We start from the raw sequence: 24,908 nt of genomic DNA, 5'->3' as shown, positions 1-24,908 counted from the left end.
TTTTTAAAAAATTAGTTATAATGAATTATAGTTAGTAAAGGCTAACCAAAGTGAATCAATCATTGTTATCTCCCGTCTGCGGATCCTGGACACTTCGCAGGCGGGAAACTCCAGAAACAAACGAGAAAGGAGCACACGAAAAGTGAAGAGCCTGAAAATTGAGGAAGTAAAAGGAAGAGAAATTCTGGATTCCAGAGGAAACCCAACCGTAGAAGCTGAGGTTGTTCTTGCAGGAGGCGTTGTAGGACGCGGCATGGCACCAAGCGGCGCATCTACCGGTGAGTTTGAGGCACTGGAATTACGAGATGGAGATAAAGCAAGATACCTTGGAAAAGGTGTGCAGAAAGCAGTAGAAAACATCAACACCGTCATCAACGATACCTTAAAAGGTATGGATGCATCCGATACCTACGCTGTAGATAAAGCTATGATCGATGCGGACGGAACAAAGGATAAATCCCGCCTGGGTGCAAACGCCATTCTGGCTGTATCCATTGCCTGCGCAAGAGCAGCAGCAAACGCACTTGAGATTCCGCTGTACCGCTTCTTCGGCGGCGTTTCCGGAAATCGTCTGCCGGTTCCGATGATGAACATCATCAACGGCGGATGCCACGCACTTTCTTCCGGCCTGGATGTACAGGAGTTCATGATCATGCCGGTTGGAGCATCTTCTTTCAAAGAGTGCTTAAGATGGTGCGCTGAGGTCTTCCATGCACTGGCTGCCATCTTAAAAGAGCGCGGACTGGCAACATCGGTTGGAGATGAAGGCGGTTTTGCACCGGCTCTGAAATCCGATGAAGAAGCCATCGAGACCATTCTTGAGGCAGTGAAAAAAGCAGGCTACGAGCCAGGCAGAGACTTCAAGATCGCGATGGATGCTGCTTCCTCCGAGTGGAAGACAGGAACCAAGGGTGAATACAAACTGCCGAAAGCCGGCACTGTATTTACTTCCAAAGAGCTGATCGCTCACTGGAAAGCACTGGTAGAGAAATATCCGATCATCTCCATCGAGGATGCTCTGGATGAAGAAGACTGGGAAGGCTGGAAAGAGCTGACCGCAGAGCTTGGCGGAAAAGTACAGCTTGTCGGTGACGACCTGTTTGTAACCAATACTGAGCGTCTGGCAAAAGGTATCTCCCTTGGCTGCGGAAATTCCATCCTGATCAAACTGAACCAGATCGGTTCTGTATCTGAGACCCTTGAGGCAATCAAAATGGCTCACAAAGCAGGCTACACCGCAATTTCCTCCCACCGTTCCGGTGAGACCGAGGATACCACCATCGCAGACCTGGCTGTTGCCCTGAACACCTGCCAGATCAAGACCGGTGCACCGAGCCGTACCGAGCGTGTTGCAAAATACAACCAGCTTCTCCGAATCGAAGAAGAACTTGGAACGGCCGCTGTATACCCTGGTGCAAGAGCATTTAATGTGACACAGGACTAAGCAGTAAATAACATAATACCATAAAAAAAGACAAGATCCTTCCTCTTAAAACCAACCATAAATAAGTGTCCCCGGGGCCGTTGAAAAACGTGTTTCCCGGGGATTCTTGCATGCGGGGGAGGGGTATATGAAAAAACACTTGACTTGAAGCGGACTTGAAGTGTTATCCTATCTAGGAAAATGTAAAAATAAGGGGGATATATCGAAATGAGCGAAAGATTATGGAATATTCTTCTGGATTCTTTCTGGAAAATCTTTCTGCCGGGCCTTAAGGTGACGATTCCGCTTACTGTAATCTCGTTTTCCATTGCACTTGTAATTGCGACGGCAATGGCTATGGTACAGTTTGCAAACATCAAAGGCCTTCGTCAGATTGCACGTTTCTATATCTGGATTTTCCGCGGAACCCCGCTTCTGGTCCAGCTTTTCGTTGTGTTTTACGGACTTCCGCGCGCCGGTATTCTGATCGATCCGTTTCCGGCGGCAGTTCTCGTCTTTTCCCTGAATGAGGGCGCCTACAGTGCCGAGACGATGCGTGCGGCCCTGGAAGCCGTTCCGGCAGGCCAGCTCGAAGCCGGCTACTGTGTCGGCATGTCGTATCTGCAGATCATGCGGAGAATTATCCTTCCGCAGGCGATGCGCACCGCTTTCCCGCCGCTTTCCAACTCTCTGATCGCCATGGTAAAGGATACTTCCCTTGCCGCAAATATCACCGTAACGGAGATGTTTATGGTAACGCAGCGGATTGTAGCGCGCACCCATGAGCCGCTGGCACTGTATATTGAAGTAGGACTGATCTACCTGCTGTTCTCCACTGTGCTCACGAAGCTGCAGGGAATCGGAGAGAAGAAACTGAGTACATATCAGAAAAAAGGGGAATAAGCCATGCTGGAAATTAAAGGATTAAAGAAAGCGTTCGGCAGCCTGGAAGTATTAAAAGGTGTAGATTTAAAAGTAAAACAGGGCGATGTTGTTGCAATCCTCGGTCCGAGTGGTTCGGGAAAAACGACGATGCTGCGCTGTGTCAACTTTCTGGAGCATGCGGACGGCGGCAGCCTGATCTTTGACGGGAAAGAATATCCGTTCCACAACATCAGCAAAAAAGATATCGCGGCGATCCGTCAGAAAACCGCATTTGTATTTCAGAACTATAACCTGTTCCTGAACAAAACAGCCCTTCATAACGTAACCGAGGGCCTGATCATCGGCAGAAAAATGCCAAAAACCAGGGCGGAGGAAAAAGCGCGTGCAGCGCTTGAAAAAGTAGGCATGCTGGACCGTGCGGACTACTATCCGCATCAGCTTTCCGGCGGACAGCAGCAGAGGGTGGCAATCGCCCGTGCACTGGCAACCGATCCGGAAATTATCTATTTTGATGAGCCGACCTCAGCACTCGACCCGGAGCTGACCGGCGAGGTGCTTGGTGTTATGCGCCAGCTTGCCAAAGAGGGAATGACAATGCTCGTTGTCACGCATGAGATGGGCTTTGCAAGAAACGTTTCGAACAAAGTTGTCTTTATGGAAAACGGCGTTGTCGTTGAGGAAGGTCCGTCGAAGGAATTTTTCGCAAATCCGCGGGAAGAGCGGACGAGAACATTTTTGCAGAATATTGAACAGCATTACGAGTAAGGTATCCCGCAAAGCGGCAAATCCTGCCCGGAGCACGGAATCCGGACAGTTTGCAATAAAGAAAACAGAAGAAGCAAAGGCAGCTTCTTCCAGAACAAAACAAAAAAGGAGTGGCGAATATTATGAAAAAGAAAATGGCAGCAGTATTTCTGGCAGGTATCCTGACATCATCCTTTTTACTGACCGGATGCGGAAACAGCACGGCAGATAACAGCAGTGCTTCTTCCTCTTCATCAGCATCTTCTGCAAGTGCGTCTGGGGATCTTTTAGAGCAGATCCAGAGCAAGGGTGAGATCGTTGTGGCAATGGAAGGAACCTGGGCACCGTGGACGTATCACGATGAGGACGACAACCTGGTCGGCTATGACGTAGAAGTGGCACAGCAGATCGCAGAGAAACTCGGCGTGAAAGCAACCTTTGTAGAGGGTGAGTGGGACGGCCTTCTTGCAGGAATCGATTCCGGCCGGTACGATATCATGGTAAACGGCGTAGATATCACAGAGGAGCGCGCTGAGAAATACAGCTTTTCCGATCCATACGCATACAACCGCACCGCTGTTATCGTAAACTCTGCTAACGATGAAATCCAGTCCATGGAGGATCTCGACGGAAAGAGCACCGCGAACACCATTTCCAGTACGTATGCAGAAGTTGCCGAGAAATATGGCGCAGCCGTTACCGGTGTTGACGATCTGGAGCAGACTTTCGAGCTTCTCTTAAGCGGCCGTATCGATGCAACTCTGAACGCAGAGGTAACGTATTACGATTATATGAAAGCACACCCGGATGCAGAGATCAAAATTGCATGTCTCGATCCGGAATCCACAAAAGTCGGTATTCCGATGAAAAAAGGCGATGAGACCAAGACGCTGCTTGAGGCAGTCAACAAAGCACTTGGCGAGCTCGCAGAAGAAGGAACACTGACAGAGCTTTCGGAAAAATATTTTGGAACGGATATCTCCAAAGAAGCAGCAGAATAAGATACAAAATAAAGAAGGTTACAGATCATGATTGCAAATTATCATACCCATACATGGCGGTGCCGCCATGCGGACGGAACGGAGCGGGAGTATGTGGAGCGCGCGATTGAGGGCGGCCTTAAAATTCTCGGTTTTTCCGACCATTCGCCTTATCCGTTCCCGGACGGCTACGATTCCGGCATGCGGATGCGGCTCGATCAGGTGGAAGGCTATGTAGACACCGTGCTGGCATTGAAAAAAGAGTATGACAAGGATATTGAAATCCATCTCGGACTCGAAACAGAGTATTTCCCGAGATTCTGGGATCAGCTGATTGATTTTTTGTCGGACTATCCGTTTGAGTACTTTGTGCTTGGCCAGCACAGCCTGGGAAATGAGATCGAAAAGATTCTCTACAGCGGCCATGGAACAACAGACGGAAGCTACCTGAAACAGTATGTGGACCAGTGCCTGGCAGGCATCGATACCGGAAAATACCTGTATCTGGCACACCCGGATCTCTTTTTATTCAACGGCGACGAAGCAGTGTTCGACCGGGAATACCGGAGACTCTGCCGTGAGGTGAAAAAGAGAAACATTCCGCTGGAGATCAATTTCCTTGGTCTGATGGAAGAAAGATGGTATCCGAACGAGAAGTTCTGGAAGATCGCCGGCGAAGAAGGAAACACCGCCGTTTTCGGCTGTGATGCCCATACGCCGAAAGCCGTCTGGAATCCGGAGACGGAACAGAAGGCACTGCAGCTGGCAGCAAAATACGGTCTGAAAGTACAGGAAACCGTTCCGATGCCGAAGACATTTTAACAGAAGCAGAAAAAGCTGTTCTTTTCTGGTGAGAGTTTTGAAAACTCCGCGGAAAAGAACAGCTTTTTTGATATGAGATTTTTTATGCTTTTTTTGTGTGCATCAGCCGTACCGCCTCTTCCCGCTGTTTCAGAATCTTCTGAATCGAAGTCCAGTAAACAATCATTGAGACAACCGGCCCGATCAGGTCGGAAATAGGTTCCACGTAGAAGATGTTTTCCAGTGCAAAGAACCGCGGCAGAAGAAACAGAGCGGTAAAGTAGACGAATTTCCGGAAGAAGGAGAGTGCAAACGAATAGCGCACGCAGCCCATTGCAGTAAAGCCGTCTACAATCTCGTACTGAATGCCGAGCGGAATGACTGAGAGTGTCGAAATATGAATCGCGCGGACCACCATCGAGACGATCTGCGGATCGGAAGTAAAAAGCTGCGCAAACAGTGTTCCGGCGGCATTGGAGACGAGGAACATCAAGGTCGTAAATCCGGCACAGAGTGCGATGATGGTTTTCTGTGCCTCAAGAATACGCCTGGAATTTCCAGCTCCATAATTGTATGCGAGGATTGACTGCGTTCCGCCACTGATTCCGCCGAGCGGTATCGTAATAATCAGCATAAAGCTCTGAACGATCGTTGCACAGGTGATGAAGCTGTCTCCCTGTCCGGCGGGTGCATATTGCTGCAGGACGGCGTTCATCGCAATGATCATCACATTGTCGATGGCAATGATTAGAAACGGAGTAAAACCGACTGTCAGAATGCGTTTCATGATCGCAAATGAATACCCGCCGAAGGTGATGCGGATCGGAATCGTCTTTCCGAACAGAATATGCAGCACATACAGACAGCTTGCGATCTGGGAGAGCACGGTTGCAATTGCTGCGCCGCGCACGCCGAGATGCAGAACGAAGATAAACACAGGGTCCAGCAGCAGATTCAGGACGGCGCCTAGCAGAACAGATTTCATTCCCTCACTGGCAAAGCCCTGGCAGATCACAAACTGGTTCAGGCCGGTCGATAAAAGCGCAAACACAGAGCCGGAAACGTAGATCATAAAATAGGCTCTGGCGTAAGGATACGTAACGGTGCTGGCTCCGAATGCCATCAGCATCGGGCGGGTTAAAAAAAGCGCCGCGGCTGTCAGAACGAGGGACAGGGAAACAAGCATCAGAAACGCATTAGCCAGGATGCGGGATGCCTCTTTTTCATTTTTCTCTCCGAGCCGGATGCCGAGCAGCGGTGCGCCGCCGACCCCGATGAGGGAGGAGAACGCGCCGATCATGGTGAGAATGGGACCGCAGACGCCGACACCCGCGAGCGCCAGATCACCGACAGAGGCAATGTGGCCGATGTACATACGGTCTACAATGCTGTACAGAACACTCACGAACTGTGCCAGCATGCTCGGAAAAGCAATACGGGGAACCAGTTTTCCGATCGGGTCGGTTCCGAGATGGTTTACAGTTTTCATAGAAAAATACCTTGTCGTTTTTTAGGTTTGGGAACAGACAGCAAAAAACATGCCCGAAACAAAATCCGGAAGACTTTGTTTCGGACATGCCGCTTTTGGTCTGTTCTGATAGATCAGCTGACAGAAAAATTATTCAGCAAGAGTGGTCAGATCTACTTTGAAATCGTCAGATCCCTGTCCGTCTACGGTGTAGTAAGCGGCTCTCTGCTCTGCGTTCAGGTAGATTTTGATCTCGCCTTTTAATCCGTTTGCTTTTACTTCTTTTTTGATGACTGCTTCGAGGTCTTTCATAGATACTTTTGTCTCGAAGATCTCAAGAACGGTATCAGATACTTTTGTCATTTTACGTGGGGTTTTGGTTGCTTCTGCCATGGTTTCCGTGGTCTCCTTTTTTACTGTTTTTTTAACGGTTTCTTTTTTGGTTGCTTTTTTCGGCTCTTTTGCAGCTTCTGCTTTTCCTTCTGCTGCTTCTGTATGTAAGGTTTTTTCAGTCGTTGGTTTTACTTCTTTTGCCGGTGCCGCTGTCTTTACAACGGTTTCCGCTGTTTTTGCAGCTTCTGCAGCCTGCTGTTTCGCTTTGGCCATTTTTTTCATGGTTCTTTTATTCATTTTATTCACTCCTCTATGCGATATCTCTAATAAATTACCATGTTTTTTGCGTTCTGTCAAATTTAAATTCGAGAAAACAGCGGCTTTAGGATTGTACACGGCGGAGCACAGAAAAGATTTTTTCAGAATCCCAGATCTGCGGAACAGGGTAGGTGGGATTTGCTTCTTTTAAAGCACGGCGTGCTATTTCTGTGTAATCATTCGGCGAAAGGTGCGGCAGAGTGGATGGAATGTCAAACGAATCGCGCATAGCCTCGATAGCTGCAATCATCCGCTCAGCCTTTTCAGAAACGGTATCTCCGCCGAGAGAAAGCGCATCGGCGAGAACGGCAAGTTTAGGCGCAATGCAGGAACCGTATTCGCGCAGAACAGCAGGCAGCAGAACCGCGTTGGCTCTTCCGTGCGGAATGTGGTACAGTGCACCGACGGCGTGGGCAATGGCATGGACGTAGCCGACAAAGTTGTTGGTAAAAGCGAAACCGGCCAGATACGATGCATGAAGCATTTCCTGCCGTGCGGCAAGACGGGAGCCGTCACGCCAGGCTTCGGGCAGGGCATGGAAATTTTCGCAGACTGCCTCGATGGATGCATTCTGCACGCTGCGGGAGGCGAAGAGGTTCAGAAAAGCTTCCATGGCATGGGTCAGGGCATCCATACCGGTATCTGCGGTCATAGAGGACGGGAGGCTGATCGTAAGACGCGGATCGAGAACTGCCGTATCCGGGATCAGACAGAGGTCATTGACGGCGTATTTGTATGGTTTCCCGTCGATACAGTCTGTGATGACAGCTGCCGCCGTTGCCTCCGAACCGGTTCCGGCTGTCGTCGGCACGGCAAACAGCGGCGGAAGTTTCCGACGGACTTTCAGGAGGCCCCGCATCGCAGGAACCGTCTTTTTCGGACAGCAGACGCGGGCACCGATCAGCTTTGCTGTATCGAGAACGGATCCGCCGCCGATGGCGAGGATAGCCTGAGCCTGAATCTGCTGATAAAGACGGAAACCCTGTTCCACGCTCTCAATCTGCGGATCCGGGGCGATTTCGGAGAAAATGGTGACGGAAATGTTTTCTTTTTTACAGCCATCCAGCAGAGACGTCAGTGTTCCGCGGCGGACAAAGCCGGGGGTAGTCACCAGGAGAATCCGGGAGATCCGGCGTTTCCGGAATAACGCGGGGAGCAGCAGAACGGCATCCGGTGCTGCAAGGAGTGTCTGTTTCTTATGCTCTGTCAGATGAAGAACGCGGCTCAACACCCACTGCCGGGTGCGGAACCAGAAAATGGAATGCATCAATCAAGTACCTCCATAAAAAATCGTGAGAATCGTATATCTCTTATTGTAACAGTGCACGGCAGGTTTTTCAATTCGTATAGGAATTTTGAATCTTCCGTGAAAAGAATTGACAGTGTAAAAAATGCGTGTTATAGTACAAATAGAACAGATAAAGAGAGCCAGGAATTGTTCACCTGGGAAATCAGGAAAAGGCTTGACTGGAGGTGCCTGATGATGGAAACAAAAAGAGATTATTATGAAGTATTAGGCGTCAGCCGGAATGCAGACGAGAAAGAAATCAAGCGTGCATACCGGAAACTGGCGAAAAAATATCATCCCGATACGAATGCGGGAAACCCGGATGCGGAAAAGAAATTTAAGGAAGTGACAGAAGCGTATTCTGTCTTAAGCGATCCGGAAAAGAAGAAAATGTACGATCAGTTCGGATTCGCGGCGTTCGACCAGGGAGCCAGCGCGTACAGCCAGCAGGGCGGTGGAAATCCGTACGGCAGTGCGTATGGAAACCCGTTCGGCGGAAGCGGAAACAACGGCGGCTATCACGAATTTCACTTTGAAGGAAACGCGGACGATATGTTCGGCGATTTCTTTGATCAGATGTTTCATGGCAAAAGCCGTGGATTCGGAAGCGAGCGGTATACGCGTTCGGGAAGCAGCAGACATCCGTTTGAGGATGCATTTTCCGGCCGCGGTACGGCAGAGGATCTCGATCTGCACGCTGAGGTTTCGATCCGCCTGGAGGAAGCGGCATCGGGCTGTGAAAAACAGATTACCCTGCGGAACCCGGATGGAACGACCAATACGCTGCTGGTTAAAATCCCGGCCGGTATCGAGAACGGAAAGAGCATCCGTCTGCGCGGCAAAGGCCATACAGGATCAAACGGCCGCCGCGGCGATCTGCTTTTGAAGGTCAATGTAGAAGAAAAGAAAGGTTTTGAACGGCGCGGAATGGACATCTACACGACGATTCAGATTCCATACACAACGGCAGTCTTTGGCGGCGAAGCGCGTGTCTCGACACTGTACGGAGATGTGGTCTGCAAAATCAAGGAAGGAACACAGTCCGGCAGTAAGCTCCGTCTGCGCGGCAAGGGCATGGTATCGATGAAAGATGCGAACGTGCACGGTGATCATTATGCGACGATTGAGATTGCTGTACCGCGCAGTCTGAACCGCACAGCACGCCAGAAACTGATGGAATATAAGGAAGCGTGCTGAAAATGTGAAGAAACTGTGAAATCGGAAAATCCGGGTTGACAAATTGTGTTCGTGGTATTATATTACAACTAGAACAAAGAAAAGGAATCAACAAGAAACCAATTCTTCCTTGCATGTTCCCAAACATCCTGTTCCAAGAAACTTATTCATAGCCACAAGGCAAAGCAAACTTAACACCCTTCACAAGATAAGAAGCCTGCTAAGAATCAGATTTTTGGAGGAAAAGGTAAATGAATACTTTAAAAGCTGAAAAGAGAAGTTTGGATGTAAAAGCAAAAAGACTCAGAAGAGAAGGATACGTTGTCGGCAATGTATTCGGCAGAGAGATGAAAGAATCCATTCCAGTTAAGATGGTAAAAAGAGATGTCGAGAAACTGCTGAAGACAGACCACAAAGGCAGCCAGATTATGCTGGATGTCGACGGAACCGCATACGATGTCCTGATCAAAAATGTTGATTATAACCCGGTAGCCGGACAGATCGATTCGATCGAGTTCCAGGCACTGGTCAGCAACGAGAAAGTTCATTCCGTTGCAGAGATTGTCCTTGTAAACCATGAAAAGATCGCAGAAGGCGTTCTGCAGGAGGATCTGAACGAGGTTGCCTACATGGCATACCCGGCATCCCTGGTCGATCAGGTAATGGTCGATGTCGGAGAGATGAAGATCGGTGATGTCATCCGCGTCAAAGATCTGTCCCTGGCCGCTGACCCGGATATCACCATAAAGACCAATCCGGAATCCATTGTCGTAAGTCTGATGGCTTCCCACAACGTAGAAGCACCGGCAGAAGATACCGAAGCAGCAGAAGAGAAATAAACAGAATAAGCACATACAAAGAAATCCGAAGGCGTCAAAAACCTTCGGATTTTTTGCGTAAAAAATATGGTTTGAATCGATCAGACATAACTCATGAAGCCTTTTCCGATAATTTCGCTGCTCTTTGTGATCGCAATAAACGCGGTCGGCTCGGTATCATGAATAAACCGCTGAAGATAGACGGCCTGCTTGACATCCACAACCGTGAGAATGACTGTCCGCTGCTGGTCGGAGTAAGCGCCGACGGCGTCGTAAAGGGTTGCGCTGTGATTGAGATCCTTTGTGATGAAATCGCAGATCGGCTGCGGATTGTTGGAGATAATCGTAAAAAATTTATTCAGCTTCATCCGCTCAATCGTTTTGTCAATCAGCAGTGTTTTCGCCATCAGACCGAGAACCGAACAAAGTCCGGTTAAGGTATCGAAAATCAGGAAAGCAAGGATGACAACGATGAGGTCGGTCACCAGCAGGGCAGTGGAAATATTCATTGTAGAATATTTTTTAATAATCATGGCGATGATGTCTGTGCCGCCGCCGGAGGCATTCTCAAAAAACAGCAGTGCTGCCGCCAGTGCCGGAAGAATAATGGCAAAGCAGAGCTCCAGCATGATCTCATCGGTAAGCGGATGTGCCATCGGAAACAGCTTTTCAAAAATGTTCAGAAGAACCGAGGAAAGCACGGTCACGTAGGCTGTCTTGACGCCGAAGTTCCGCCCCAGCACAGCAAAACCAACCAGCAGAAGCAGCAGGTTGATAAAAAGGTTGATCTGTGAGGCAGTGAACGGAAGAAACCGGCAGATGACAACGGCCATACCGGATACACCGCCGAAAGAAAAATTATTAGGGAATTTAAAAACATAAATTCCAATGTCCATGATCAGAACAGCTGCGGTAATGACAGCATATTCTTTTAACGTTTGTAATGCAGGCTGCGATGCCTGTTCTTTTGTGTCCATTTTTTTGCTCCTTTATTTGAATTTGAGGCGACCTTTATTTTATTATAGAAGAAACTTTTTTGAATAACAGCTAATAATGTATCCCCCTCTTCAAACATAGCATGGCATAGGGTAGTTTGTCCAGTTACATTTTCCTTATTTCCATTTTTCCGTTTTCCGATGGTTGTATCCAATTTATTTCTGTGGTATGATGAAGGGCAGGATCTTTTTTCGGAAAGAAAAAAATCTGCAGTTTCTGTTTCAAAATGTTTCGAAAAAAGAAGAAAAAACAGAAACAAAAATGGAGGAAGAAACATGAAAAATACAAAGGTTTATGTTGATTTTATAACAGAGAAACTGAAAAAACTGCTCTCCATCGACAGCCCGACCGGCTACACGAAAGATGCCATTGCATGGCTGAAAGCAGAGTACGAAGCGATGGGCTATGCGCCGGTGATCACCACAAAGGGCGGCCTTCTGGTGCAGCTTGCCAAAGGCTGTGAAGGAAACGGCGGTGTCCTTGTGGAGACACATACCGATACGCTCGGCGGCATGGTAGCGGAAGTGAAAGGAAACGGCCGTCTTCGTCTCACCGCGCTCGGCGGTATGAATCCGAACAATGCGGAGACGGAAAACTGCGTTGTCATCACAAGAGACGGAAAACGGTACGAGGGCTGCTTCCAGATGAACAACCCGTCGATCCATGTCAACGGTTCCTACGACCAGCAGGACCGCACCTACGACAATATGGAGGTCGTTCTGGATGAGATGGTCTTCTCCAAAGAGGAGACAAAAGCGCTCGGCATCGAGACTGGTGATATCGTCTGCTTTGAGACGAGAACCCGCATCACGGAGAAGGGCTACATCAAGAGCCGTTTCCTCGATGATAAACTGAGCGTTGCAATTCTGCTCGGCTATGCGAAGTATTTAAAAGAAGAAAATGTCACACCGTCCCGCCCGGTTTATCAGCACATTACCGTATACGAAGAGGTCGGCCACGGCGGATCTGCTTCCGTTCCGGAGGGCGTGACAGATATTCTTTCTGTTGATATGGGCTGTGTCGGCGACGGACTGGAGTGTAAAGAGCATCAGGTATCCATCTGCGTCAAAGACAGCGGCGGCCCTTACAGCTACGATTTTACCGGCGAGCTGATTGCGGCAGCAAAAGCAAACGGAATCGACTATGCGGCGGATGTTTACCCGCACTACGGCTCTGACGTGGAGGCAACGCTCCGCGGCGGCGCAGACGCACGCCATGCCCTGATCGGCGCCGGTGTGTACGCATCCCATGGATATGAAAGAAGCCATGTGGACGGCGTGAAGAATACGCTGGAACTGCTTGCGGCGTATCTGGACAAATAAAAATAAGAACAAGTGAGAGAATTGCATGAGAAAATTAGCATTGCCAGAAGAAGTGCTGCTCCAGATTGAGCAGCCTGCGCGATATATTGGAAATGAATTCAACAGTGTCGTAAAAGACAAAGAGAAAGTAGCCCTGCGCGGCGCATTCCTGTTCCCGGATGTGTATGAGATCGGTATGTCCCACCTTGGCATCCAGATCCTGTACGATATGTTCAACAAACGCGAGGATATGTGGTGCGAGCGAGTTTATTCCCCATGGCCGGATCTGGACCGCGTGATGCGTGAACAGAACATTCCGCTGTTCGGTCTGGAATCCCAGGAGCCGGTGAAAAACGAGGATTTCCTGTTCATCACCCTGCAGTATGAGATGTGTTATACAAACGTTCTGCAGGCGCTCGACCTTGCCGGAATCCCGCTGCATGCGGTGGAGCGTACCGACGAGGACCCGATCGTCATCGGCGGCGGCCCGTGTACGTACAACCCGGAGCCGATCGCTCCGTTCTTCGATCTGTTTTACATCGGAGAGGGTGAGGTTGTGTACGACCAGCTTTTTGACACGTATCTGGAAAATAAAAAGAACGGCGGAACCCGTCAGGATTTCCTGAAAAAGGCATGCCGGATCCCTGGTATTTACGTACCGCAGTTTTATGAAGTAACGTACCACGAGGACGGAACGATCGCGGCCTTTACGCCGTCCATTCCGGAAGCACCGGAAAAGATCAAAAAACAGCTTGTCATGGATATGACCGAGGCAACGTATCCGGAGAAACCGGTCGTGCCGTTTATCAAGGCAACACAGGACCGTGTCGTTCTGGAGATCCAGCGCGGCTGTATCCGCGGCTGCCGTTTCTGCCAGGCGGGTATGGTGTACCGTCCGACAAGAGAGCGCGATGTGGAGAAGTTAAAAGAACTTGCGACCCATATGCTGCGCAATACCGGCCACGATGAGATTTCGTTGAGTTCTTTGAGCTCGAGTGATTACAGCCATCTTCCGGAGCTTGTCAACTATCTGATCGACAGCTGCCCGGAAAAGGGTGTCAATATTTCCCTTCCGTCTCTTCGAATCGACGCATTTTCCCTCGATGTCATGAGCAAGGTACAGGATATCAAAAAGAGCAGCCTGACCTTCGCACCGGAGGCGGGAAGCCAGCGGATGCGGAATGTTATTAATAAAGGTCTGACCGAGGAAGTCATTCTCGACGGAGCCGGAAAAGCGTTTGAGGGCGGCTGGAATAAAGTAAAACTGTATTTCATGCTGGGCCTTCCGACCGAGACCGAGGATGATATCAAAGGAATTGCGCATCTGGCGGAAAAGATCGCAGAGCGTTACTATGAGATTCCGAAAGACCAGAGAAACGGAAAATGCCAGATTACGGCAAGCTCCTCGTTCTTTATTCCGAAGCCGTTCACTCCGTTCCAGTGGGCACCGATGAACACGGAGAGGGAGTTTCTTGACAAAGCGGCGATTGTAAAGGCAGAGGTCCGCGCACAGCTGAATCAGAAGAGCATCCGTTACATTTATCATGAGGCAGATATTTCCCTTCTGGAGGGATTCCTTGCACGCGGTGACCGGAAATGTGCCGAAGTTATTGAAAAAGCGTACCGAAAAGGTGCTATTTTCGATGCCTGGTCCGAGTATTTCCGGAAAGATGCCTGGGAAGAAGCGTTTGCAGAGACCGGCATTGACGTTTCGTTCTATGCCTGCCGTAAGCGCAGCACCGATGAGATCCTTCCGTGGGATTTCCTTGATATCGGCGTGACGAAAAAATTCCTGATCCGCGAATGGGAGCGGGCACAGAAAGAAACCGTTACCCCGAACTGTAAGATGCAGTGTTCCGGCTGCGGAGCAAAATCATTCGGAGGAGGTGTCTGCTATGAAAATCAGAATTAAGTTTGCCAAAACAGGTGTGATGAAATTTGTGGGTCATCTGGATGTGATGCGTTACTTCCAGAAAGCAATCCGCCGTGCGGAACTTCCGATCGCTTATTCCGAGGGCTTCAGCCCGCACATGCTGCTGTCGTTTGCTTCTCCGCTCGGTGTCGGCATCAGCAGCACCGGTGAATATTTCGATATGGTGCTCGCGGAAGATATGAAAACCGACGAGATTGTAAAACGTCTGAATGCGACGATGGTTGAGGGAATGGAAGTGCTTTCCGCCCGCCATGTGCCGGATGGAAAAGCAAGCAAGGCAATGTCTCTCGTAGCAGGAGCCGATTATCTCGTGCAGTTCCGCGAGGGAAAAATGCCGGAGATTGATCTGGAAACGAAAGTACCGGTGTTTTTTGCACTTCCGCAGATTGAGATCATGCGAAAGACAAAACGAAGCGAAAAGCTGACCGATATCCGCCCATGGATTTACGATATGAAAGCAAAGAAAAGTGGTGTCTGGATGCAGCTCTCCACCGGAAGTGTTTCGAACCTGAAACCGGAGCTCGTGATGGAAGCGTTCTGCAAATGGTGCGGGGTTGAACTGCCGCCGTTTGCATACACGATTCTGCGCGAGGAAGTTTACGCAGACATCGGAACGGAAGAAGAGCGAAAGCTGGTTCCGCTGGAAGCATTAGGAGAAGAAGTTGAGTAAACGAGTTGTCATTGCCCATCTGCCGTGGGCGGGAAAAGATTACCTGGTACACACGCTGGTGGAAGGAGAAAGACCGGTCGAACTGACGGCCCTCTGCAGGGAGAAGGAAACGCTGCTTGGCAATATCTATGTCGGCCGGGTGGAAAAACTGGCGCCCGGGATCCGCGGGGCATTTGTCTCGTTTGCGGAGCAGCAGAGCTGTTTTCTTGATCTGTCCCGTGTAAAAGAAGGGTATCTTCTGAAAAAAGCACCGGGAACAGAACTGCATGTCGGAGATGAAATTGTCGTGCAGATCCAGCGGGAAGCGCAGAAAACGAAGCTTCCGTCGGCGACAGCAGAACTTTCTCTTTCGGGAAGTGCCCTGGCGCTCTATTATGGAAAGCCGGAAATCTCATGCTCGGGACGCCTTCTGCCGGAGCAGAAAAAACGGTTAAAAGAACTGGGAAGCCGGATCTTTCCAGAATTTTCCGGCGGAAGCCTTCCGTTTGGCGTGATCTTCCGCACCGCATCCGCTGATGCTTCGGAAGAAGAGATCCGGCAGGAATATCTCGAGCTGTCCGAAAAACTCGCGCGGATTGTCCAGTATGGAACAATGCGGAGCCTGTACTCCTGCCTGTATCGGGCGTCAGATGCCGTGCCGGAGCTCGTCAAACGGTATGCACCGTCAGTTTCAGAACTTGTGACAGATGACAGAGAAACGTATGAGATCTGCAGAGAATATCTGGAGCGCCATGATTTTCACGACTGCCGCCTGACCTGGTATGAGGATCAGCTTACCACACTGACAAAGAAAGAAAATCTCGAAAATCACGTAAAACAGGCACTCGACAAACGTGTGGATCTGCCTTCCGGCGGATTCCTCGTGATCGAACCGACCGAAGCGCTGACCGCGATCGATGTGAACAGCGGAAAGCAGCTCGGCGGACGGAAAAATACGTTTCTGTACAGCGTAAACCAGGAGGCAGCCCGCGAAATCGCCCGCCAGATCCGCCTGCGCGGGATTTCCGGTCTGATCCTGGTTGACTTTATCAACATGCCGGAAAAAGAGCAGGAGGAGCGCCTTCTCGGCTTCCTGCAGGGTCTTGTGCGGGAAGATCCCGTTCCGACCAAAGTTGTGGATATGACGGCGCTTCATCTCGTGGAACTGACGAGAAAGAAAATCCGCCGGCCGCTGGCAGAACAGATGAAATGACAGTGACCTTACAAAGGAGGAATGAATATGGAACCACAAAAGAAACCGATTCACCTCAATGAAAATGATACCCCATATCTTTACGAACCCTTTCGAAACCAGATGCCGGCAAAACGGCCGCATCCGGCGGAAAAAGAAAAGATACTGAAACCATGGCAGGGCCTGCTGGTGTTTGCCTTTCTGATGGTTCTTTTTAATCTCGCCGGAATTCCGCTGGTTCTTGCAGGAGGGATGTATGGAAATGCGCTGGACGAGATCATTGTATTCCTGATCGGATCCATTCTCGTCGTACGGGCACTTCATATTCCGTTAAAAGAAGTGTTCCCATTAAAAAAGCCGGATGGAGCCGGAATCCTCGGAACCATTCTGATGTGGTATGTGACGTACCGTGGTGTGCTTGCTCTTTTCCTTCTGATGGAATGGATTTTCCCGCAGGAATACGCAAGCCTCTCGGAATCCATGGACAGCAGTATGGCGGGCCTTTCCTATTTCGGCGAGCTGCTTGTCGTTGCGCTGACACCGGCCATCTGTGAAGAAGCACTGCACCGCGGTCTTCTGCAGTACAGCCTGCGCGGAATCAAAAAGAAATGGGTGATGCTGCTTCTGATGGGCGTTTATTTTGGCGCTTTCCACATGAGCATCGTCCGTTTTCTTCCGATGATGATGATGGGAATCGTTCTCTCGTATGTGCGGATGAAGACCGACAACATGTTTTACAGCTCGCTGTTTCATTTCGTCCATAACGCATCGACGATTGTGGCGAGCATTGCGGCAAGCTTCCTCTATATGTTCTCGCAGGGGAACGCAGCAGCAGGCAGCGGATACGCAACGGAAACGTACATCGGCATGTATCTGATCGAAGCGGCGCTGATGCCGATCGGTCTTTATATGGGAAGCCGTCTTCTGATGTACCAGCAGACAAAAAGCGAAGGATTTTTCCCGAAGGAGAGAAGAAAAAAGACCATTGCAAAAATCGTAATTCCGACCATTCTGCTGATCCTTGGCGGACTGTTTTTCCTTGGTATTGGTATGATGTAAAAAGAATCAAAAGCAGTTTGGGCAATTTTGCAGAAATGTCCAAGCCGGGTAGAAAACAGGTACGATTTATGATAGAATAACAGCAAATCAAGCGTTACACGATATTACAGAAAGGAAAAGCTGTTTCTCTAACAAGAGACAGCAGGAATAAGAACTATGGCAAGAACAGCTATTGCTACCGACAGCAACAGCGGTATTACACAGAGTCAGGCGAAAGAGCTGGGCGTTTTTGTCCTTCCGATGCCTTTCTTCATGCGCGGAAAAATCCAGTTTGAGGATATCGACCTGACACAGGAACAGTTTTACGAGATTCTGGCAGAGGATGCGGCTGTTTCCACATCTCAGCCGTCTCCGGGAGATCTGATGGATTTCTGGAACAAAATTCTCGAAGAGTACGATGACATTGTTTACATTCCGATGTCAAGCGGCCTTTCCACCTCCTGTGATACAGCGACCGTGCTGTCCGAGGACTACGAAGGAAAAGTGCAGGTTGTCAACAACCAGAGAATCTCCGTTACGCAGCAGCAGTCTGTTCTGGATGCAAAGAAAATGGCAAACCGCGGCGTGGCAGCAAAAGACATTAAAGCAATTCTGGAAGAGGATGCGCTGGATGCAAGTATCTATATTATGGTAGATACGTTAAAATACCTGAAAAAAGGCGGCCGCGTTACGCCGGCAGCGGCCATGATCGGAACCGTTTTAAATATCAAACCGGTGCTGACGATCCAGGGAGAGAAGCTTGACGCGTTTGAAAAAGCGCGCGGTGTGAAACAGGCAAAGAAAGCCATGATCAAGGCTATGAAAAAAGATATGGACAAACGCTTCGCAAAAGAGCGTGCAGCCGGCATCATGGGACTTCACATTGCCTATACCGCAAACGACAAAGAAGTAATCGATGGATGGATTGTCGAAGTAAAAGAAGCCTTCCCGGATTTTGAAGTCGATGCGCATCCGCTGTCCTTAAGCGTTGCCTGCCACATCGGACCTGGCGCACTGGCAATTGCATGCGAAAAAAAATCTGCAATTTCCTGAAAAATACTATTGACAAACAGCAGACGTGATGATATATTGTAGAAGTATGCCGCACAGAGAGGTAAAAGAGTCGAAAGACCACCGAATCTGGCGAGTAATTGATAGGGAGGTGCCATATGTACGCAATTATTGCAACAGGTGGTAAACAGTACAAGGTAGCTGAAGGCGATGTTATCCGAGTAGAGAAACTTGGCGTTGAAGCTGGAGAAACCGTAACTTTTGATCAGGTACTTGCAGTAAGCAATGACGGACTGAAAGTTGGCGAGGACGTTAAAAATGCATCCGTAACCGCATCTGTAGTTGGAAACGGTAAAGGCAAAAAAGTTATCGTTTACAAGTATAAGAGAAAAACTGGTTATCATAAGAAAAACGGTCACAGACAGCAGTACACTGAAGTGAAGATTGAAAAAATCAACGCTTAAGTCTTATGATTTGTATAACCGTAACAGAGTCTGACGGCGAGTACATCTCCGTGGAGTCAAACGGTCATGCAGGCTATGCAGAGGAAGGGCAGGATATCATCTGTGCCGCTGTCTCCGCATTGATTGTAAACACCGTAAATTCCGTGGAAACATTGACAGAGGATCTGATTATAAGTGAGGCTGGAGATGGATACGTGTATTTTTCATTCCCGAATGGGTATTCTGAAAGTACCGCACTTCTTGTAAAATCACTTTTGCTGGGCCTCGAAAGTATCCGCCGCGATTATGGAGCACAATACTTAGAGATCGCATTCAAGGAGGTGTAATACCATGTTAAATATGAACCTTCAGATTTTCGCTCATAAAAAAGGAGTTGGTTCTACCAAGAACGGTAGAGATTCCGAGTCCAAGAGATTAGGAGCAAAAAGAGCTGACGGACAGGTTGTAAAGGCTGGAAACATTCTTTACAGACAGCGTGGAACCAAGATTCATCCAGGCGTGAACGTAGGAATCGGAAAAGACGATACCTTATTCGCTATGGTTGACGGACGCGTAGCTTTCGAAAGAAAAGGACGTGACAAAAAACAGGTTTCCGTATATCCGGTAGCAACAGAAGAGTAAGACAAAGGTGCGGCTTCAAATCTTAAGAGGTTTGAAGCCGTTTTTGTTAATAATAATTAAAGGTCCAACAGACCGATTTGGATTTAGATAAAACAAGACAGGAGAATACCATGTTTGCAGACAGAGCAAAAATTCTGATCCGCTCCGGTAAGGGCGGAGACGGACATGTCAGTTTCCGCAGAGAGCTTTTTGTACCGAACGGCGGGCCGGACGGCGGCGATGGCGGCAAAGGCGGAGACGTTATTTTTGAAGTTGACGAAGGACTGAATACACTGGTTGATTACCGCCACAGAAGAAAGTTTTCTGCTACCGACGGCGAGCCGGGCGGAAAACGCAGATGCCATGGCGGAAACGGCGCAGATATTGTCCTGAAAGTACCGGAAGGAACCGTCATTATGGACGCTGCGAGCGGAAAAGTCATCGCAGATATGTCCGGTGAAAACCGCCGTCAGGTTGTATTAAAAGGCGGAAAAGGTGGAAACGGAAATATGCATTACGCAACCGCTACCATGCAGGTTCCGAAATACGCCCAGCCAGGCCAGCCGGCACAGGAGCTGGAAGTAAGAATGGAACTGAAAGTCATCGCGGACGTCGGACTCGTCGGCTTCCCGAACGTTGGAAAATCGACCCTGCTTTCCCGCGTGACAAATGCAGAACCGAAAATTGCAAATTATCACTTTACCACGCTTTCCCCGAACCTCGGTGTCGTAGACCTTGAGGGCTGCAGCGGATTTGTTATCGCAGATATCCCGGGACTGATCGAGGGTGCATCGGAAGGAGTCGGCCTCGGCCATGAATTCCTGCGCCACATCGAAAGAACCCGCGTGATGATCCATGTAGTAGACGTTGCATCGACCGAGGGAAGAGATCCAGTGGATGATATCAACAAGATCAACAAAGAGCTCGAAGCCTATAACCCGGAGATCGCAAAACGCCCGCAGATCATCGCGGCCAATAAGACCGATGCGATCTATGTAGAAGAGGGCGAAGAGGATCCGGTGGAACGTCTGAAAAAAGAGTTCGAGCCGAAAGGCATCCCGGTTTATCCGATTTCTGCCGTCAGCGGAAAAGGCTTAAAAGAGCTTTTATATGCCGTACAGAAAAAACTCGATGAGCTTCCGAAAGAGCGTATGGTCTTCGAGCAGGAATTCTTCCCGGAGGATATGCTTCTTGCCGAGAACCTGCCGTACACCGTCGAGCAGGACCCGGAGGACGAGCACCGCTTCATCATCGAGGGACCGAAGATCGAAAAAATGCTCGGCTACACCAATCTGGATTCCGAGAAAGGTTTTGCTTTCTTCCAGCGGTTCTTAAAAGATACCGGTATCTTAGACGAACTCGAACAGGCCGGCATCCAGGAAGGCGATACCGTCAAGATGTATGGATTTGAATTTGATTATTATAAATAGAACGAATAAATAACGAAGGAGGAGACGTATGACCAGCAAGCAGAGAGCATACCTGAAAGGCCTTGCCATGACCATGGAACCGATCCTGCAGGTAGGAAAAAGCAGCATCACGCCGGAGCATACCGCTGCTGTAGCAGAGGCACTTGAGGCGAGAGAACTAATTAAAATCAATGTACTGCAGAACTGCCTCGATGATCCAAGAGAGATCGCAGAAGTTCTGGCAGAACGCACCAATTCCCAGGTCGTACAGGTGATCGGCAAAAAGATCGTGCTGTACAAAGAGGGCAAAAAAGAGAAAAAGAAAATTCAGCTTCCGAAATAATCCGCAGGAAAGAACCGCCGGGACCGGAGCATACCGCTGCAGTTCCGGCGCTTTTTGAGGAAAACGTATGGAAAAGAAAAACAGAAAAATTGGCATTATGGGAGGCACATTCGATCCCATTCATATCGGTCATCTGATCCTTGGCGAGGCGGCGTACGAGCAGTTCGGGCTTGATGAAGTCTGGTTCCTTCCGGCCGGAAATCCGCCACATAAGCGGAACCGGGCGGGACGGGCAAAGGATGCACAGCGTGTCGAGATGGTGCGCCGTGCCATCGCATCCAATCCGCATTTTGTGCTCTGCACCAAAGAGATGAAAGATGAGGGCTATACCTACAGTTATCGGACGCTTGAGGCGATGCGGAAGGAACATCCGTGCACGGAGTTTTACTTTATCATTGGAGCGGATTCCCTGTTCTATTTTGATGAGTGGAAAAATCCAGAGCGGATCTGCGCCGCGGCAAAGATCCTTGTGGCGACCAGGGATCGGGCAAAAGAGAAAGAGCTTCTGGCCTGTATGGAACGAAATGCAAAAAAACTTCACGGTACCTTTCTGAAACTCGACACACCGAATCTGGATGTTTCTTCCCACGAACTGCGGGAATGGATCCGGGAAGGAAAATCCGTGAAATACTATCTGCCGGATTCTGTGATTTCCTACATTCAGGAGCAGAAAATCTATCAGGATTAGAGGAAGAGCAGGATGGAACAGTACGATTTATGGAAACTGGACAAAAAACTCCAGAAGGAAGTCGATGAAGACCGCTATCATCACACGCTCGGTGTGATGTTTACCGCAGCATCCATGGCGATGGTATGGGGCGAGGATCTCGAAAAAGCCCGCGTCGCGGGACTGCTTCACGACTGTGCAAAATGCATTCCGAATAAGAAAAAAATCACCATGTGTGAGAAAAATAAGATTGAAATCACTGAGTTTGAGCGGACCAATCCGTTTTTGATCCATGCCAAGCTCGGTGCATTTCTGGCGAAGGACAAGTATAAGGTGGAAGATCCGGAGATCTTAAGTGCCATCACCTGGCATACGACAGGAAAAGAAGATATGACATTGCTGGAGAAGATCATCTATATCGCAGATTATATCGAGCCGGCACGAAACAAGGCACCACACCTTACCCGCCTTCGGAAGCTGGCATTCACCGATATCGACGAATGCATGTATGAAATTTTAAAAGATAGTATGGCGTATCTGTCGGAAAACCCGAAGACGATGGACCCGATGACGGAGCAGGCGTATCAGTTCTATGAAGCACTGCACCGGGAACGGACGGCAAAGGAGGAAGCATAAATGAGCGAAGCAAAACAGACTGCAAAACTTGCACTGGAAGCACTGGAAGATAAAAAAGCAATGGATGTCCGCATTCTGGACATTACCCATGTTTCGACTCTGGCAGATTATTTCATGATCGCCAGCGGAAGCAACCGCAACCAGGTACAGGCGATGGCAGACAACGTAGAGGAGGTACTCGGAAAAGCCGGCGTACATCCAAAACAGATCGAAGGCTATCAGACCGCAAACTGGATTCTGATGGACTACGGCGATGTTGTCATCCACATCTTTGATGAGGAGAACCGCCTGTTCTACGATCTGGAGAGAATCTGGAGAGATGGTAAAGTCGTAGAAAAAGAAGAGATTATGTAAGTTAGGTGGAAAAAGGCGCAGAAAATCCGGAACCGTGCAGAGAAAGGCGGACGGGTTCTCTGCGCCTTTCTGGTGTTTGGAACGCATATGATAAAGAAAAAGGGGAATATCACACGATGAAAAAAATAGAAAGCGGATCGCTTGCTGTGATGCTCGATGAAGAGACGCTGGGACTTAGGATCGAAAAAGACGGCGTTGTCTGGAATACGGATCCGAAAAAGACACCGGAACTGATTTTTGCAGAGGGAACATACCGTTTCCTGGATGCAGAGGAGATTTCCCATGAGGTCTATTCCTTCGGCGTCGGATGCGGCATCCGGAGCCGTTATGCGGGATTTGCGGGAACACCGTATGCCTTCGAGACGATTATCTGGATCGAAGCTGTGGATGAAACATTTTGGATGGAGTGGATTCCGCTCTGCGAGGAGGGACTGCATCCGGTAAAGGTGCTGTGGCCGACGGCAATGGAGTTTACAAACGGGCGCGATGACTGGTATACACTCCTTACCGAGGGACAGGGACTTCTGATTCCGAATACCTGGAAGACGGAACTTGGAAAGCTTTCGTTTGACGGCAGATTTGAGACCTCCGGCGGCTATATGCCGTGGTTTGGCCAGGTGAAGGAAAGATGCGGCTATACAGCGATCTGTACAACACCGTGGAACGCCGGTTATCAGGCAGAGCACCCGGCAGGCGGCCCGTATACCAGCGTGGGGGCATGGCTGGAGCCAAGCCTTGGAACAATGAATTACCGCCGCGTATTCCGTTATACGTTTTTAAATGACTGCGATTATAACGACCTCTGCAAAACATACCGTCAGTATGTACGGGAACAGGGCCATCTGCGCACTTTGAAAGAAAAGGCAGTACAGAATCCGTCCATTCACGATCTTGTGGGAACGTGTTTTGTTCATACGGGAATCAAGACGGTTGTGCAGCCGGAGTCCGGCTTTTTCGATCCGCAGAATCCGGAGAAAAATAACCGCGTAGTGCCGTTTTCCGTGCGCGAACAGCAGATCCGCGAAATTCATGATCTCGGCGTAGAGAAAGTCTATCTTCATCTGGACGGCTGGGCAGAACCGGGGTATGACAACCAGCATCCGGACTACACACCGGCATGCCAAGCGGCCGGCGGATGGGAAGACATGAAATCGCTTGTCGATACGATGCATGATTTCGGCTACAAATTCGGTATTCACGACCAGTACCGCGATTATTACCATGCAGCGCCGAGCTACGATGAAAATTATGCCTGCCGCCTTCTGGACGGAACGATACCGGGACACAGTTACTGGGCGGGCGGACCGCAGAGCTATCTCTGTGCAACGCAGGCACCGTTCTATGTGAAACGGAATTTTGCCGAACTGAAGAAAAATGGAATCCGGCTTGACGGTGCATACCTCGATGTGTTTACGTGCAACGAGGGCGACGAGTGCGCAAATCCGGAGCATGTGATGACGAGAAGAGACTGCTATACGTACCGCGGAAACTGCTTCTCCTGGCTGCTCTCACAGGGGATTCTCTCAAGCTCCGAGGAGGTCAGCGACTGGGCCGTTCCGTATCTGGTGTTCTGCCATTATGCACCGTACGACTTTATGCTGCGCCCGTCAGAGACACCGAAAAAAGGAATCCCGGTGCCGCTCTTTAATCTTGTGTATCATGACTGCGTAATCGAGCCGTGGATGATGGACCGTGTTTCAAAAGACGAGGACTATATGCTGTATGCGCTTCTTGCAGGCGGTGCACCGTATCTTGTACGGGACGGCGCATATCCGAATACAGATGGTGCATTTGACGGGGAGAAAATCAGTCTGGAAGAGATGACAGAAAGATGCCGCGTTGTAACGGAGCTGCATGAAAAAACGGCACTCCTGGAACTGGTACGCCACGAGTGTATGACGGCGGACGGAAGCGTACAGAAGAGTGAATTTTCCGATGGAACATATGTTATTTGTGACTTTGCAGAGCAGATATATGAAATCGGATACGGGGCATAAAAAAAAGCGCCACATGTAGATTTTGTTCTTATAAAAATACAAGATTTTGTGGTTTTTCCTTGTATTTTTTCAAGTGCATATCTT

Annotated in this window: 26 protein-coding genes; 22 read left to right on the top strand and 4 right to left on the bottom strand. The window is 49.4% G+C overall.

Features of this window, described 5'->3' with window-relative positions; all coding sequences use genetic code 11:
* The first annotated feature begins 142 nt into the window (after positions 1-142).
* The 5 genes from eno (at position 143) to DW743_RS09770 (ending at position 4,854) form a co-directional block, all read left to right on the top strand.
* Complete coding sequence (eno, locus tag DW743_RS09790) at positions 143-1,444, top strand: phosphopyruvate hydratase (protein ID WP_055217920.1); 1,302 nt, start codon at positions 143-145, stop codon at positions 1,442-1,444.
* A 207-nt stretch (positions 1,445-1,651) separates the two neighbouring features.
* Positions 1,652-2,326 (top strand): amino acid ABC transporter permease, encoded by a 675-nt coding sequence (locus DW743_RS18140; RefSeq protein WP_022462789.1) that lies wholly within the window; start codon positions 1,652-1,654, stop codon positions 2,324-2,326.
* Between the two features lie 3 nt (positions 2,327-2,329).
* The gene (locus DW743_RS18135; protein WP_055267879.1) at positions 2,330-3,073 is read left to right on the top strand and encodes an amino acid ABC transporter ATP-binding protein; all 744 of its coding nucleotides are present in this window, start codon (positions 2,330-2,332) and stop codon (positions 3,071-3,073) included.
* 122 nt (positions 3,074-3,195) lie between these two features.
* Positions 3,196-4,053 (top strand): transporter substrate-binding domain-containing protein, encoded by an 858-nt coding sequence (locus DW743_RS09775; protein WP_055217916.1) that lies wholly within the window; start codon positions 3,196-3,198, stop codon positions 4,051-4,053.
* Between the two features lie 27 nt (positions 4,054-4,080).
* Positions 4,081-4,854, top strand: coding sequence for a histidinol-phosphatase (locus DW743_RS09770; protein ID WP_055217914.1), 774 nt, complete (start codon positions 4,081-4,083; stop codon positions 4,852-4,854).
* Between the two features lie 82 nt (positions 4,855-4,936).
* On the opposite strand, the gene DW743_RS09765 is transcribed toward DW743_RS09770, so the two are convergent.
* The 3 genes from DW743_RS09765 to DW743_RS09755 form a co-directional block, all read right to left on the bottom strand.
* Entirely contained in the window at positions 4,937-6,322 is a 1,386-nt protein-coding gene (locus tag DW743_RS09765; protein ID WP_117761486.1) for an MATE family efflux transporter, read from the bottom strand.
* Between the two features lie 129 nt (positions 6,323-6,451).
* Positions 6,452-6,931 carry a DUF6465 family protein gene (locus tag DW743_RS09760; RefSeq protein WP_055267883.1) on the bottom strand — a complete coding sequence of 160 codons (480 nt, stop codon included), beginning with the start codon at positions 6,929-6,931 and terminating at the stop codon, positions 6,452-6,454.
* Positions 6,932-7,016: 85 nt separating this feature from the next.
* Positions 7,017-8,219, bottom strand: coding sequence for an iron-containing alcohol dehydrogenase (locus DW743_RS09755; protein ID WP_117761487.1), 1,203 nt, complete (start codon positions 8,217-8,219; stop codon positions 7,017-7,019).
* A gap of 216 nt (positions 8,220-8,435) precedes the next feature.
* Between DW743_RS09755 and DW743_RS09750 the strand changes: the two genes are divergently transcribed.
* On the top strand, positions 8,436-9,437 hold the full coding sequence (locus DW743_RS09750) for a DnaJ C-terminal domain-containing protein (RefSeq protein ID WP_117509153.1): 1,002 nt from the start codon (positions 8,436-8,438) through the stop codon (positions 9,435-9,437).
* A 230-nt stretch (positions 9,438-9,667) separates the two neighbouring features.
* Positions 9,668-10,255, top strand: coding sequence for a 50S ribosomal protein L25 (locus tag DW743_RS09745; RefSeq protein WP_117508954.1), 588 nt, complete (start codon positions 9,668-9,670; stop codon positions 10,253-10,255).
* An 80-nt stretch (positions 10,256-10,335) separates the two neighbouring features.
* Here the strand turns inward: DW743_RS09745 and DW743_RS09740 are convergent, their stop codons facing one another.
* Positions 10,336-11,211: a YitT family protein gene (locus DW743_RS09740; protein WP_117508953.1), complete on the bottom strand. Its 876-nt coding sequence runs from the start codon at positions 11,209-11,211 to the stop codon at positions 10,336-10,338.
* 294 nt (positions 11,212-11,505) lie between these two features.
* On the opposite strand from DW743_RS09740, the gene DW743_RS09735 reads away from it, so the two are divergent.
* From DW743_RS09735 to DW743_RS09670, 15 genes are all read left to right on the top strand, one after another.
* Positions 11,506-12,552: a M42 family metallopeptidase gene (locus DW743_RS09735; RefSeq protein ID WP_117761488.1), complete on the top strand. Its 1,047-nt coding sequence runs from the start codon at positions 11,506-11,508 to the stop codon at positions 12,550-12,552.
* Between the two features lie 25 nt (positions 12,553-12,577).
* Positions 12,578-14,443 carry a TIGR03960 family B12-binding radical SAM protein gene (locus tag DW743_RS09730; protein WP_117761489.1) on the top strand — a complete coding sequence of 622 codons (1,866 nt, stop codon included), beginning with the start codon at positions 12,578-12,580 and terminating at the stop codon, positions 14,441-14,443.
* Entirely contained in the window at positions 14,427-15,134 is a 708-nt protein-coding gene (locus DW743_RS09725; RefSeq protein ID WP_117508951.1) for a TIGR03936 family radical SAM-associated protein, read from the top strand. Before DW743_RS09730 ends, DW743_RS09725 begins: the two co-directional genes overlap by 17 nt.
* Entirely contained in the window at positions 15,127-16,326 is a 1,200-nt protein-coding gene (locus tag DW743_RS09720; RefSeq protein WP_117761490.1) for a ribonuclease E/G, read from the top strand. Before DW743_RS09725 ends, DW743_RS09720 begins: the two co-directional genes overlap by 8 nt.
* Before the next feature lie 27 nt (positions 16,327-16,353).
* A complete protein-coding gene (locus tag DW743_RS09715; protein WP_055267901.1) occupies positions 16,354-17,364 on the top strand; it encodes a type II CAAX endopeptidase family protein in 1,011 nt (336 codons plus the stop codon).
* A gap of 156 nt (positions 17,365-17,520) precedes the next feature.
* Positions 17,521-18,396: a DegV family protein gene (locus DW743_RS09710; RefSeq protein ID WP_055267903.1), complete on the top strand. Its 876-nt coding sequence runs from the start codon at positions 17,521-17,523 to the stop codon at positions 18,394-18,396.
* A gap of 116 nt (positions 18,397-18,512) precedes the next feature.
* Complete coding sequence (gene rplU / locus DW743_RS09705) at positions 18,513-18,818, top strand: 50S ribosomal protein L21 (protein ID WP_022462906.1); 306 nt, start codon at positions 18,513-18,515, stop codon at positions 18,816-18,818.
* 5 nt (positions 18,819-18,823) lie between these two features.
* Positions 18,824-19,144 carry a ribosomal-processing cysteine protease Prp gene (locus DW743_RS09700; protein ID WP_055228163.1) on the top strand — a complete coding sequence of 107 codons (321 nt, stop codon included), beginning with the start codon at positions 18,824-18,826 and terminating at the stop codon, positions 19,142-19,144.
* A gap of 4 nt (positions 19,145-19,148) precedes the next feature.
* Complete coding sequence (rpmA, locus tag DW743_RS09695; RefSeq protein ID WP_022462904.1) at positions 19,149-19,439, top strand: 50S ribosomal protein L27; 291 nt, start codon at positions 19,149-19,151, stop codon at positions 19,437-19,439.
* A 110-nt stretch (positions 19,440-19,549) separates the two neighbouring features.
* Positions 19,550-20,848 carry a GTPase ObgE gene (gene obgE / locus DW743_RS09690; protein WP_022462903.1) on the top strand — a complete coding sequence of 433 codons (1,299 nt, stop codon included), beginning with the start codon at positions 19,550-19,552 and terminating at the stop codon, positions 20,846-20,848.
* A 28-nt stretch (positions 20,849-20,876) separates the two neighbouring features.
* Positions 20,877-21,170, top strand: coding sequence for a ribosome assembly RNA-binding protein YhbY (gene yhbY, locus DW743_RS09685; RefSeq protein ID WP_022462902.1), 294 nt, complete (start codon positions 20,877-20,879; stop codon positions 21,168-21,170).
* 67 nt (positions 21,171-21,237) lie between these two features.
* Positions 21,238-21,858, top strand: a complete 621-nt coding sequence (gene nadD, locus DW743_RS09680; protein ID WP_117761491.1) for a nicotinate-nucleotide adenylyltransferase — start codon at positions 21,238-21,240, stop codon at positions 21,856-21,858.
* A gap of 12 nt (positions 21,859-21,870) precedes the next feature.
* On the top strand, positions 21,871-22,473 hold the full coding sequence (gene yqeK, locus DW743_RS18130) for a bis(5'-nucleosyl)-tetraphosphatase (symmetrical) YqeK (RefSeq protein ID WP_117761492.1): 603 nt from the start codon (positions 21,871-21,873) through the stop codon (positions 22,471-22,473).
* Entirely contained in the window at positions 22,474-22,827 is a 354-nt protein-coding gene (gene rsfS, locus DW743_RS18125; RefSeq protein WP_022462899.1) for a ribosome silencing factor, read from the top strand. It abuts the gene before it with no gap.
* Positions 22,828-22,943: 116 nt separating this feature from the next.
* Positions 22,944-24,824, top strand: coding sequence for a DUF5696 domain-containing protein (locus DW743_RS09670; protein WP_117761544.1), 1,881 nt, complete (start codon positions 22,944-22,946; stop codon positions 24,822-24,824).
* Positions 24,825-24,908 lie beyond the last annotated feature (84 nt).

This window comes from Blautia sp. AM28-27 (assembly GCF_003480905.1).
Classification (GTDB): Bacteria; Bacillota; Clostridia; order Lachnospirales; family Lachnospiraceae; genus Fusicatenibacter; species Fusicatenibacter saccharivorans.
Note: the sequence above shows the minus strand (reverse complement) of the source record. Positions and strands in the feature narration are given on the sequence as shown.